This is a genomic window from Comamonas jiangduensis, from assembly GCF_030162955.1.
GTDB lineage: Bacteria > Pseudomonadota > Gammaproteobacteria > Burkholderiales > Burkholderiaceae_C > Comamonas > Comamonas jiangduensis.
Window position 1 is genome coordinate 168,360 of record NZ_JARXOV010000005.1, and the last position, 12,771, is coordinate 181,130.

Sequence of the window (12,771 nt, forward strand, 5' to 3'; positions counted from 1 at the left end):
TCTAAATGTAGAGAAGGAGCTAAGAAATGATGGAGTACTCACGAAAGCCGGCATTAAGCGGTCGCTGGTGCTGGCTACGGCGGTAGTACGCTAGCATTCGGCAAGAAAAGGGCAAGCAGTCGTATAGAACGGAGGAAGCCTGGCTAGCTGGTTTTAGTCTACGAGGACATCCGAGCGGGCTACTTCAGCCGTAGCGCTCGCTTCCATTCGGGCGCCTGCCACTCCCAGACATGAACCTCCTCGAATGTCTTGGGCAGCAGCATGCGCCCAATTTCTACGCTCGCCGATAGTGGCGTTGCAGGATAGATATGCACCACGCGAACGCCGGCACGCGTGAGGCGCTGCAGGAAGCTATCGAACTCACTGCGGAAATTCAAGAGGTGACTTTCAGTGCGGATGATGCCGCGGTCAGGCGCTACAGCTTGGAACTCCACGACTGGGTGCACCTCCGTTGGATGCACAACTCGATTGGAGAGGCTCACGAGTACGGAAACCTCACGAGGCAAGGTGTTGGAGACGGTGTAGGTAAAGGACGGCGAAGGGCACTCCGGGCGCCTGTCCCATAGCCATTGCTCTCCCGGCAAATCTAGAACGTTCGCGGGTGTTTTGTCGCCGATGAGGGCACCCAGCTTCATTAGCATCGGAATCGGAGCAAAGCCCGCAATCGTCAGATGGGAAGGGCCGCTTCTGGCGGTCAGTACCGGCTCGACTCGCTGCTGATACAACTGGGTCAGGGCCCTTTCGGCGCTGGACCAGAAGTCTGCTTCATTGTCCCTGATGTCGAAACTGCTCTTGTCAATGTGAATGTGGGTCGAGGTGGGAAAGCGCCGAAAGTCACTGTTGGTCAGCATCGCATAGTGGATGTTGCGGACGTCGAGCGCGGGCACATTGCCAGCAATCGGGAATGCCATTAGAACCGGCATGCTTTCCATCACACCGGTTGCTGAGTAGATGCTTTCGATACGCGTCTCATGCTCGCGCTTCATGGCCCGGAGCTGTTCTGCAGTGAATTCGTTGCTCTGGCCATGTCTGTCGATGCGGCTGTGGCAATCGAAGCACGCGAGAATGAGATTGCTTGGGTCTGCTGCAAGTCGCTCTGATTCACCGGATATGCCCCGCGCGGCAGCAGGACTGTCCCCAATGATGTGTGCAAACTCTCCAACGTTAGCCATCTTCTTGGTAAGGAAGTCTCGGTTGACCGGCTTACAGCAGCCACGGAATTCACAGCGCCCTGCTGCGGCCACCCAAAGGTCGCGCCGTACAGCTACAGGAATGTTGGCGCGCTTCTGCGTTCGTTTTTTCTTTGCACTCGCAGGAGACTTCGTTTTCACAGGCGTCTTCATCGTCGCCTTAGTCGGTGTTGCAGGATTTTTCGTCGCCATTCTTGTTCTCCAGCTTCAATTCTCGAAACACGCCTCGGCGGCTCAGCGTCCAGATGCGGATGTTGTGCGTGCCAATGATGGGGAAAAACAGGCGGTGGCCTTCAAACGCGTCCCTTGACACGGCTTGCTGCCAGTCACGAAGGTCGACGTCGCTGGGCGTAGGGTCAGCTTCAGGGTGCGTATGCCAAAGCCCGAGGTAGGCTGATGTTTGTTCATGCTCCAGCCAGCGCTGGTGGGCAATCTGCTCATGCTTATATGACCGAAAGAAGCCGAATCTGCTGCGGCGGTCACTGCTCTGCGGAGTAGACACCTCGTCGACAACCACGTCGTGAGAGTCCAAGAGGTGGCGGCCCAGTAGGACACCCCCGGCTTCACAGTGCCACCAGCGGCGCTGCGCGAACGCCTGCATCTGCTGCAAGGCGTGCTCGACGATGATGAGCCGCTGCTGCGGCGTGACGCGATAGACCAGCCTCATGCCTCCTCCTTAGGTACACGGCAATGGAGGCAGGCACGGCTGAACACGAGCCGCGTGGCGTCTTCAGGGAGAGTTGTTCTTGCGGCTCGGAACCAAGGGGTCGTTCGCAATCCATGCCGGGCAGCTGCCAAGCCTTCACCCACCCAGAATCGGTACGAGGGGTATCGGGATTGACCACCTACTGCTATTTCAGTGATGGCAGAGAGTAGGTGTTCAGCTGCCATTAGACCTGTGCGGCGGGCCTGGATGGGGCCGAACGGTACGAATGCACCAGCGCAGCCCGTGAGGTTGCGGGTAACCGGCTGGTTTGGCTCCAGAAACGACGTGCGCGGCGCCAGTGCTGGTTGGCCTTCATCGTCACGATATACGCATTCGAGGCAGCCGGGTCCTTTTGTCGACATCAATATCGAGTGCCCCCCCAAGTCCAAAGCCTCGAGCCATGTGAAAACGACGGGAAGGTCGAACCGTTTGTTCTTAAGAACGCGAGAGAACGAGCGTTCGAGGGATGGCGCACCGAATGCGAGCACTATGCCGTCATACTTACTCAGGTCAGCGGTCTTGAACCACTTCTGGGCGGTAGTGCAGACAGGTGTGATGCTAAGGCCAGGGTAGCGCCGCTCCAGCTCCAGCTTCAAGCCAATAGGTTTACCAGTTTCGATAAACAGGGGCGAGAGCACGTGGCGAAAAACGTTGTCCTCTGAATATTCATCGTGGTCGACCACCGTGAGCTTGCCTATGCCTGCTGCCGCTAGGGTATCGACGACGACGCCTCCGACGGCGCCAGCACCCAGCACTACGACATGCTTTCCTAGAAGGTCCAGCGACGCGCCGCCGCGTTCGCGCATGTAGTTGGGCGTGTGGCGGCGCATTGTCAGTGGCGTAACCGAAGCCTTCTTGTCGACCATTCCGCGGTATGCTCCGAAAGCAACACCGACCAATGAACTGCCTCCGGCCTGACGGGGCACTGAAATCAACAGCGCCAGTTGTTTAGGAGTGTTCTTTGATGGGCCGAGCAACTGCTCCCAGAGCTTCAGTTGCTCAGGCGACAGATGCTGATGAACAGAGTCAATGAACTCCGTTGTCAGCTTATCCGGGAACGCCGGCGGCAAATCAAGAGTGTCGAGTTGAACGTACAGGGCCCTCAGCCCCTCGAGCTTTTCGCGTTGAACTTCCCAAGGAACCTCAGCGTCGCGCTCCACAAAAAACCATTTAGGTAGCTTCTGTTTCGACTTAACAAAGGCCTTGAGCATCCGAGAGTTGCCATCGACCTCGAAGTATGCACGTGCGCGCAGCGAGCCGGGCAAGTGCAGCCAGTAGCCCTCAAGCTCGTTGAAAAACTCCTCATGGCCCATGGTTGCGTCCATCGCCGAATGTTCGAGCAGGTTGTAAGCCTTGAGGACAGTGTGCGCCACGATGTCTGCTGGGCGATTGGGGTCAAGTGACAATCCCTGACCATCGTCGACGCACACGGAACCGTTGTAGCTGACATGTGCTAATGGCGTCGACGGGGCGTCAGTCATAACGGCCGGCAAACTCAAGTGCTCCTCGTTGCAATCAACGTATATAGACCACTTTCGTGTTGCACCTGTGAGCTCGACCGCCAAGCTGTTTGGAACTGTACTGTCCAAGCGGACTACTTCGATGCCGTGCAAGCTGCAAGCGTTCTTGACAGCTTCAAACGCGGCATCGACCTTCGTGGATGCACCCGACTCGACAGCAGCCTCCGTCATGCGGAGTTTCCTGTGCTAATGACGGCAGCTGATACAGCTTTGGCCGTCTCGGACTTCTCGGGTATCTTGAAGTCGTCGCCGAACTGCTTCTTCAAGTGTTTGCACGCATCCTCGGGTAGGTCCTCGTCATAAGCTTCCTGCAGGGCATCCCGCAGAGCCGCAAGCTTATCCTTGAAGTTCTGCATCTGTGCAGCGGTCCGCTTGGCCATCAAGTCGGTGTACGGTTCTACGGGCAGCACAACCTTCATGCGCAGATGGAAACCATCGTCAACGCTGTACTCGTTGGTGAACTGTGCCAGCATCGTTTCGACCCAGTCCAGCATTGCCAGCAGGTCGACTGGTTTGCCGGACGCACCGAAGTTCGGCCTAAACCAGTGAAGTGCGGCGACGGTAAGGGCAATGCTCAACGGTGCGCCTGCGCCCCGAAATTGAACTTCCCGCCAGCGCTTGAGGTAGCGGATGCAACGGCGGTATTGGGCCAGCTGGTCAGATTCCTCGAACGCGCCACAAACACGCTTGGTCAACCCCTTCGGGTCTGAGACTTCCCAGATTCGGTGCTCCTCAGCCGAGTTCTCCTTGCCTTTGGCTAGGTAGAGTTTCCCATCATCACCTTCGGTGTAGATTGCCAAGTCGACGTGGTATGAAACTTCACCGCCGCTCATGTAGTTGACAGTCACGCACGGCCGGCGTATGGCCACAGTGCGGAAGTTCGTGTCCACCGCGTCGCGCACTTTTTTCTTCAGCGCGACCGGGTCGGGGTATTTGTCCTTCTTGCAATCGAAGATGAGGCCAACATCAATGTCAAAGTTGCTCTCCAGTGGCACCACTCCAGTGTGCATCGAGTAACTACCCTGATTGAAATTTACAAACGACGGCACGTCGTCGTCGAGGTTCTCCTTCAGCGCTTTGAGGATGATTTCACGTTTCTCGCGGAGGGTTGCCTTCTCGTCGTCTTCATCGAAACAGATGGCGCTGTGGAAATCTTCAAATTGTTTTTGCACTGCTGGCATGTCTCCTCCTGATTTTTGCTCCCTGGTCTGGGTCGCTGGCTTGTAGGACTGACAGCTTATACAAAACCGTACATGCATGTTTCAGGAGTTACAACCTGAGTGATGGTTTGCACTTTCCGTCGCCCGAATCGGCTTTTTGGCAACAGGCTTATTGCGTCGTAACTCATAGTCGTCAGTGAGCACAGTCTTTAGCAAATTGCTGCTCCAGGCGGTGTCCTTCAGCAGGCGAACCGGGCAATGACGATTGACGCCTGTAGCTGCCGTTCGGCCGCAGAATCAGGGTGACTGCATGTCGTTCAAGACGAGGTAGTTAAGGACAGAAACTGGCAGAGAGCAAAAGTTCTTTGAAGCCCCCACGCTAGCGGCGCAATGAGCTCAGCCCTCGATAGAGAGTTGCTCTAGATACACCAAGACTGTCTGCAACTTCCTTCGGCGTCATCCCGCTGGAGATTAAGTGTTGGGCTGACTTCAAGCGGGGGCTGTCCATTTTTGGCTTGCGACCTCCCATTCGTCCACGGGCTCGAGCAGCGGCCAATCCCGCGGATGTCCGTTCGCGGACGAGGTCACGTTCCATCTCCGCCATTGCCGCCATCACGTGAAAAAAGAATTTCCCGGCACTCGTACTTGTGTCGATGCTGTCGGTCAGGCTTCGAAACTGGACATTACGACTATGGAGTTCATCCACCAGCTCTATCAGTCCTTTGACCGTTCTACCTAAGCGGTCCAGTTTCCAGACTACCAAGGTGTCGCCAGGCCTGAGATAAGCCAATGCTTCTTCTAAGCCGACCTTGAGCTTGGATGCCCCAGACACGTGGTCAGAAAAAAGCTTCACACAGCCAGCACTTTTTAAGGCATCAAGCTGCAGGTCCAGCTTCTGGTCTTCAGTGGATACACGGGCATATCCAACAAGCATGTTTATCTCCGTCTCAAATCTTAATATTCAGTGTAGCTATGAGACATTGAAAACGAGACTGGATTTCGAGACAGCTTTAGCCTGGTGAATAACGGTTTCTCGAGGACAAGCCAACCATTCTCAAAAACGGACGTTTTTGAGACCTTGTCGAGCTGGAGCATTAGTCATAGCGTTTAAAACTCTGCCGCTATACACTGTTACGACATTGTTTTACTTCTCACCTTCATACATGGCCGACGTCAAAACTGAACAGCTGGGCCTGCGGATAACGCCGACGGCCAAGGCCTTGTTGCGGGAAGCTGCGGCCAGAGAGCATCGCTCAGCATCCAACATGGTTGAGCACCTCATCCTCGAATACTGCGAGAAGAACAACATCGTCGTTGGCGTCCACAACCCCACCACCGAAACAGGGAAGACCACCTCGTGAAAACCGTCAAGCAGGCCTGCCAGCTGGCCCCCAACGCGCTGTCCATTGACGTCAGCGACCAAATCGAACAGCTCGACCAGCTGATTCAAGACGAAGGCAACGGCGAGGCCTTCTACAGCAAGACCTTCATCACCGCAGGTATGCGCGACCTGCTGCGCGGGACCCTTGAACGGCTGGCTGGCAAGTCATCCAACGCCGTCTTCCACCTCAAGCAAGCCATGGGTGGCGGTAAGACTCACTTGATTGTGGGCACCGGGCTGGCAGCCAAGCACAAGGACTTGCGGCACAAGTACTGCGCTGACGTTCCGCACATCGACGCCTTCTCCGACGCACGTGTGGTGGCGTTCAACGGCCGCAACAGCCCTCAGCACTATCTGTGGGGTGAAATCGCCCACCAGCTGGGCCGGGGCGAAGCCTTCAAGCGGTTCTGGGTTTCTGGCCCCGAGGCCCCCGACGAGGCCGACTGGACCAGTCTGCTCAAGTCCGACAAGCCCACGCTCATCCTCCTGGACGAACTGCCGCCGTACTTCCAGTACCTAGGCACGCGCGCCACGGGCACGGGCACCGTCGCCGATATCGCTACTCGCGCCTTTGCCAACTTGCTCAGCGCTGCGGGCAAGCTCTCAAACGTCTGCGTGGTGGTCTCAGACCTGGACGCCTCGTACGCTCAAGGTGGGGCCCTGATTGAGCGCGCGCTGCTTGATGCCCGCAAAGAGCTGGGCCGCCAAGAGAAGGCCATCACCCCGGTGGACCTGGCCGGGAACGAGGTCTACGACATTCTGCGTAAGCGCCTGTTTACTAAGCTGCCCGACGTGGCAGAAATCCAGGACCTAGCGGCTCGCTATGGCCAAGCCTTGGAAGAGGCCACCAAGTCCAAGGTGGTTGCGAGAGGCGCTGAAGCGCTGGCCGATGAAATCGTCCACACCTATCCGTTCCACCCACGCCTGAAAGACCTGGTCGCCCTTTTCAAAGAAAACGAACAGTTCAAGCAGACCCGTGGCCTGATGGAACTGATGTCTCGGCTGCTGAAGTCGGTCTGGGAGCGCGATGCCGACGACGTCTACCTGATTGGCGCGCAGCACTTTGACCTGAGCATCACCGAAGTACGCAGCAAGCTGGCTGACATCTCTGGCATGAACGACGTCATATCCAAAGACCTGTGGGACGTCAACTTTTCGGCACATGCCCAGAGTATCGACGCATCCAACGGCAACAAGAACGCGTCCGAAGTGGCCAACCTACTGTTCACGGCCAGCCTGTCCACAGCGGTCAATGCCGTCAAAGGCCTTAGCCGTGAAGAAGTGCTTGAATGCGTGGTCACTCCGCTGCGCTCGGTGGTCGAGTACAACACCGCGATTGACGAGATGCTCTCTGAGTGCTGGTACCTGCACCAGACTCAGGACGCCAAGCTGTATTTCGACCGACAGGAAAATCTGACCAAGATGCTCCAAGGCATTGCGGCCACCGCGCCTGAGGCTCAGATTGATGAGCTTATCAAGACCCGACTTAAGGAGATGTTTGCTCCGACACGCAAGACTGCCTACAGCCAGGCCATTGCGCTGCCAAAGCTCAACGAGGTTATCGCTGAAGTTAAGCGTAACCGCGTGCTGCTCATCATTGACCCGGCGACCAAGATGCCTCCCGAGCAGCTGGACGCGTTCTTTGCAGAGCTGCCGGAGAAGAACAACCTCCTCGTGCTGACTGGCGACAAGACTCAGATGGCCAGCATCGAGCAGGCCGCCCGCAAGAGCTACGCGACCCTCAAGGCTGAGGTCAAGATTCCGAAGTCTCATGCCCAGTACGAAGAGTTCTTGGGCAAGAAGGAGTCGGCTGCGCACGACTTCTACAGCACCATCCTGGGCGTGTTTGATAAGGTTATCTACCCGGCGCAGGTCGGCGACAAAGCGCCTGAGCTCAAGGTTAAGCCGCTGGACAGCAAGCGCGATAACAGCAAGCCTTTCGATGGTGAAGAGCAAATCGAAAAAACGCTGACGGCCCACCCGAGAAAGCTGTTCTTGGACGTGGACGCCGACTTCGATGCGCTGCGCGACTACGCAGAGACCAACCTGTGGAACGAAGGCTCTGTCTCGATTGACTGGGCGACCGCAGTCGCTCGGGAGAAGCAGCGGGCCAAGATGCCCTGGATGCCGCCCAAAGGCTTGGACATGCTCAAGTCCATCGCCGTCCAGCGCGGTGTATGGGAAGACCTGGGCAACGGCCACGTCTCGCACACGCCCGCCAAAAAGAAGACTTCTGTTCAGGTGGTACCTGACACCACCCCGGACGACAACGGCGAGGTGGTGCTGCGCGTCAACGCGCTCAACGCAGGCCCAAGCGCCCGTATCCACTACGCCGAAGACGGTGTGGTCAGCACTGCCAGCCCGGTTCTCAAGGATGACGTCTTGCGTTCCAAGGCCTACCGCGTCCAGTTCCTGGCTGTTGACCCCAATGGCCAGTTCGATACCGGTGAGGTCTTCACCTGGACCAACAAGCTGACCATACGAGCCAAGCTGGACGCAAACACCCGCGAAGTGGAGCTGTTTGTGGCACCTGCCGCGACCCTGAAGTACACCCTCGACGGCTCTGAGCCACGCAACGGCACAGACTACACCGGACCGATTGAACTGGGTGACAGTGCCGCCAAGATTCTTGTCTTTGCCGAGGGCGGTGGGCTAGAAGCCAAAGAGAAGTTTGAGTACGCCGGTGCCCGCAAAAGAGACGATGATGGCGATGGCAAGCGTCAAGTGGTCATTGACCGCAGCAAGCCAGCACGACTGACCCGCATAGTGAGCCTGGGCTCCCGCCAGGATGCCTACCAAGTGGTCGCGCTGCTTAAAGAGCGTCAAGCGACGGTGGAGAAGGTGGCCGCTGTCGTAGGCAGCACGCCTGCTGTGGTTCAGTTCTTCCTGGGAGACACGCCTGCAGACGGCGCCTACCTGGAGAGCGTGCTCAACCAGATTGGCTCGTGCCTCCCTGCTGACGCCTCCATCAGCCTGAAGATTCACCGCTTCCAGTTCCAGACGGGTCAAGACCTGCTGGACCTGGCTGCCAAGGTGGGCTTCGAGCTCAACGAAAACGACTTTTCTCAGTAACCCTCTCAACGCCCATACATGAGCCAAACCAAAAACGTGAAGCCCGCCGACCTGGTCGAGGGCTTTGGAGCAGCAGCCTTTGGCGCGCACATCTTCCGAGTGGAGATTCCTGCGGCCGCCAAAGGGGACATCACCATCATTGAGGACTACGGCTTTAAGGGTGGCGATAACGGCGTGCCCCAGAGGGAGACACGCTTGGTCCTGCCTCGACGTTTTTGGTCGGCGATTGCCGAGACGGCCCGCAAGGACTTTGCCGCCAGGCTCAAGGCCAAGAAGCTGGCCAGCCCGCGCTGGACCACTGGCGACAACAAGGTAGACCGCATGCTGGGCAAGGAGCTCTGCGTGCTGGCATGGGCGGCGGAACATGCCAACAGCGTGGATGAGTGCAAAGCCATTGCAGCCAAATGGGCTGCCCTGAAGCCGGAAGAACGCTGGTGGCTATTCAGCCAAACCGCAGCCGAGGCTGGCCTGGCTGATGACAAGGACGCTGGGTGGCGAAAGGCCCTGTACCACGCGCTGTCCAGTGGCAAGGCTGAGAACAAGAAACCCCGGTCGATTCGCCCTGCAGAAGACGGCCCACTGACCCCCCAATTGTTTTGAGCCTGCTACCCACGCAGGCTTTTTCACCTCGACAACCCGAAAAAATGACTTCTTCCGCTGTCAACACGATTCCGAAAGTGGACTACACCACTACCCCCCACCCGTCGGGAGTTAAGGCCCTGAGCTTGAAAGATGCGCCTGCGCTGATTGAAAGCCTTCTGCCTGTTCAGAAGCTGTCCATTGATGTTTTCAAGGAGAGGGAGGCTAGACAATCTCAAACCCTCACAGCTCTTGGCAGTTACTGGAAGGGGCGGAAACCTCTGGTCCTTAATCGAGCCTGTGTTCTTGCCTCCTTGCTTCCAGCAACTGCTGACCCAATTAGAGATTTGGAAGTATTTGAGTCCTTGATGAGCATGGACGATGTATCCATTAGCAAACGCCTGGGCTTACCCAAGGCGGAGGTCATCGTTCGAACGGCAAAAATTCCAGATATCACCGCTTACTTTGATATTGACCCCCCTGGTCACCCACTACCTCTCACCGCTCCTTTTGACGTAAGGAATTTCCCACATCAGAAAAATGGCAAAGACGCAACTCCACGGCTCAAGTGGCGCAGTGACGTTGGTGACACAACGAAGCACCAAGTTGCTTCGCTGACGTTCGCGTACGACACATATCGGGAGCTCGCGTCAGAAGCGAAACGAGCAGAAGAGGTTTCTGAAACCGTGGCTTCGCACATTTGGGCCGGTGTGAATGCCCACCTAGGCACCAACGCGAACTCGTTTGCTGAGCTGGTGGAGCAACTGGGTGTCATGAGATTTGGACACCGCCCTACAGTGTCGGACACGTTTTCTGGCTCAGGGCAAATTCCGTTTGCGGCAGCCCAGCTTGGATGTGACGTTATTGCGTCAGACCTGAACCCCGTATCGTGCATGCTCACCTGGGGAGCCTTCAATGTCGTCGGAGCCAGTGATGCACAACGTAAAACTCTTGATGACGACCAAGCGGCATTAGTAGAACGTGTCAAAGCTGATGTAGACGCGTTGGGCGTGGAGACAGACGGAGAGGGGTGGCGAGGCAAGGTTTATCTCTACTGCCTTGAGGTTACTTGCCCCTCGTCTGGTTGGAAGGTTCCTGTGCTTCCTACTTTAGTGGTTAGCAAAAGCCGAGCGGTGTGTGCCAAATTGGTGCCAATTCCCTCCGAAAAGCGTTACGACATCGAGTTGAAGACAGGCGCTACGGCATCAGAAATGAAGCAGGCGGAAGCCGGAACTTACCGCAAAGGAGATGTGGTACACACGGTCAACGGACAAGAACATGTCAACAGCATCGCGAGCATTCGAGGAGATTACACGACCGAGGTGAATGGCAAGAAGGTCAAAAAAAATCGTCTTCGTCTATGGGACAACTCGGACATTGCTTACCGTGAAGATGATATTTTCAACGAGCGGCTGTATGCCATCCAGTGGATTAAAGAATTGCCGGAAGGTGAAAGCGGTCGGGCCCCCACTGAGTTTCGTGGAGTTACCGCAGCGGATATTGAGAGAGAAAACGTGGTGCTGTCAAGCGTAAAACGGCATCTCGCTGAATGGCAACGCAATGGTTGGGTTCCGGATACAAGGATTGAGCCAGGGGACAAAACAGACGAACCCATTCGAACCCGAGGATGGACACATTGGCATCATCTGTTCAATCCGAGACAGCTCCTGACCTGTGCCCTCTTCAGGAAGTACAGTGACGCTCGTCTTGCTTTTGGCGTAACCCAAGTGCTGAACATGAATTGCCGGCTGAGCCGATATGACAACAGCGAAGGCGGCGCTTCAGCTACGAAAGGAGCCTTCGACAATCAGGCGTTGAATACGCTCTACAACTATGGGTGCAGAGGCTTGACGTTTTGTGCGCCTCTCGTGTCGACAAAATTCAAAAGCTCACCTGTTTCTACGCCGTACGCGCTGGTCAACAGGCCGGCCAGTGAGTTCAATGCAAATGCTGATATTTTTGTCACGGACCCGCCTTACGGAGACGCTGTCAAATATGAAGAAATCCTCGAGTTCTTCATCGCGTGGTTCCGTAAAAATCCACCCCCAGAGTTCGCCAACTGGACCTGGGACTCACGCAGGGAGCTGGCCGTCAAGGGCGAAGACCACGACTTCCGGCTGAGCATGGTCGCTGCCTACAAGCGGATGGCTGAAGGTATGCCCGACAACGGCATCCAAATCCTAATGTTCACGCACCAGGACGGCAACATCTGGGCGGACATGGCCAATATTGTGTGGGCAAGTGGCCTCCGAGTGACAGCGGCCTGGTATCTCGTGACAGAGACAGACTCCGCGCTGCGTGAGGGTTCTTACGTGAAAGGCACCATCCTGTTGGTGCTTCGCAAGCGCCTGGGGGCCAAGCGAACCAACCAGACCGACCTTGCATATGAGCTGGAAGAAGAGGTTGCAGAGCAAATCAAGCGTCTGACCGGCATGAACGACTCGGTCGCCGCTGACAGCAAGCGAGCCAAGGACGGCAACCTCTTTGAGGATGCCGACCTGCAGATGGCTGGCTATGCCGCAGCGCTCAAAGTGCTGACTAAGTACAGCATCATTGATGGCAAAGACATGGCCCAGGAGGCCCTTCGTCCGCGCGTTTCCGGCCAGAAGACACTGGTGGAGGGTTTGATTGACTTCGCCACTGACACTGCCAACAAGATGCTCGTGCCCTTGGGCCTGGACGAGTCTGTCTGGCATGACCTGGAGCCGGCCGAGCGCTTCTATTTGAAGATGCTGGAGCAGGAGTCCCACGGCCTGAACAAGCTGGACAACTACCAGAACTTTGCCAAGGCCTTCGCTGTGCGCGATTTCAGCGCCTTGATGGCAAGTGAAAATGCCAACAAGGCGGCACTGAAGTCGGCAAAGGACTTTGGTCGGGCAGAGATGAACCAGTCGTCGGAGCTGTACCAGACCCCAATCCGGGCCGTGCTCTACGCGCTGATGGACCTGCAGGCCCAGAAGGACCTGGACGATGTGCTCAAGGGCCTGGAACAAAACCTCAAGCCAGGAGCGTTCTACTCGTCACGCGACATGCTGGTCACTATCGCTCGGTTCATCGGCAAGAAGGTCGACACCATGCGTCCGGAAGAAGCCTCGGCGGCACGTGTGCTGGCTGACGGCATCGAAAACCAGAAGATGTAACTGCGCTGCAGGGATAGGACACC

Annotated in this window: 9 protein-coding genes; 4 read left to right on the plus strand and 5 right to left on the minus strand. The window is 56.7% G+C overall.

Annotation, left to right across the window (positions count from 1 at the left end):
* Positions 1-179 precede the first annotated feature (179 nt).
* From QEP12_RS06170 to QEP12_RS06190, 5 genes are all read right to left on the minus strand, one after another.
* The gene (locus tag QEP12_RS06170) at positions 180-1,382 is read right to left on the minus strand and encodes an SAVED domain-containing protein (protein WP_174864242.1); all 1,203 of its coding nucleotides are present in this window, start codon (positions 1,380-1,382) and stop codon (positions 180-182) included.
* Positions 1,351-1,857 carry a Mov34/MPN/PAD-1 family protein gene (locus QEP12_RS06175; protein ID WP_174864241.1) on the minus strand — a complete coding sequence of 169 codons (507 nt, stop codon included), beginning with the start codon at positions 1,855-1,857 and terminating at the stop codon, positions 1,351-1,353. The genes QEP12_RS06170 and QEP12_RS06175 overlap by 32 nt, the downstream gene beginning before the upstream one ends.
* Positions 1,854-3,587 (minus strand): ThiF family adenylyltransferase, encoded by a 1,734-nt coding sequence (locus tag QEP12_RS06180; RefSeq protein ID WP_174864240.1) that lies wholly within the window; start codon positions 3,585-3,587, stop codon positions 1,854-1,856. The genes QEP12_RS06175 and QEP12_RS06180 overlap by 4 nt, the downstream gene beginning before the upstream one ends.
* Positions 3,584-4,597, minus strand: a complete 1,014-nt coding sequence (locus QEP12_RS06185) for a nucleotidyltransferase domain-containing protein (protein WP_284213692.1) — start codon at positions 4,595-4,597, stop codon at positions 3,584-3,586. Before QEP12_RS06185 ends, QEP12_RS06180 begins: the two co-directional genes overlap by 4 nt.
* A gap of 358 nt (positions 4,598-4,955) precedes the next feature.
* Positions 4,956-5,510: a recombinase family protein gene (locus QEP12_RS06190; RefSeq protein WP_174864237.1), complete on the minus strand. Its 555-nt coding sequence runs from the start codon at positions 5,508-5,510 to the stop codon at positions 4,956-4,958.
* A 229-nt stretch (positions 5,511-5,739) separates the two neighbouring features.
* Between QEP12_RS06190 and QEP12_RS06195 the strand changes: the two genes are divergently transcribed.
* The 4 genes from QEP12_RS06195 to QEP12_RS06210 are packed head-to-tail and all read left to right on the plus strand — an operon-like array spanning position 5,740 to position 12,748.
* Positions 5,740-5,937, plus strand: coding sequence for a type II toxin-antitoxin system antitoxin (locus tag QEP12_RS06195; protein WP_174864236.1), 198 nt, complete (start codon positions 5,740-5,742; stop codon positions 5,935-5,937).
* Positions 5,934-9,029: an anti-phage-associated DUF499 domain-containing protein gene (locus tag QEP12_RS06200; protein ID WP_284213693.1), complete on the plus strand. Its 3,096-nt coding sequence runs from the start codon at positions 5,934-5,936 to the stop codon at positions 9,027-9,029. The genes QEP12_RS06195 and QEP12_RS06200 overlap by 4 nt, the downstream gene beginning before the upstream one ends.
* Positions 9,030-9,047: 18 nt before the next feature.
* Positions 9,048-9,629 carry an anti-phage-associated DUF3780 domain-containing protein gene (locus QEP12_RS06205; protein ID WP_284213694.1) on the plus strand — a complete coding sequence of 194 codons (582 nt, stop codon included), beginning with the start codon at positions 9,048-9,050 and terminating at the stop codon, positions 9,627-9,629.
* Between the two features lie 44 nt (positions 9,630-9,673).
* On the plus strand, positions 9,674-12,748 hold the full coding sequence (locus QEP12_RS06210; protein ID WP_284213695.1) for an anti-phage-associated DUF1156 domain-containing protein: 3,075 nt from the start codon (positions 9,674-9,676) through the stop codon (positions 12,746-12,748).
* The last annotated feature ends 23 nt before the right edge of the window (positions 12,749-12,771 follow it).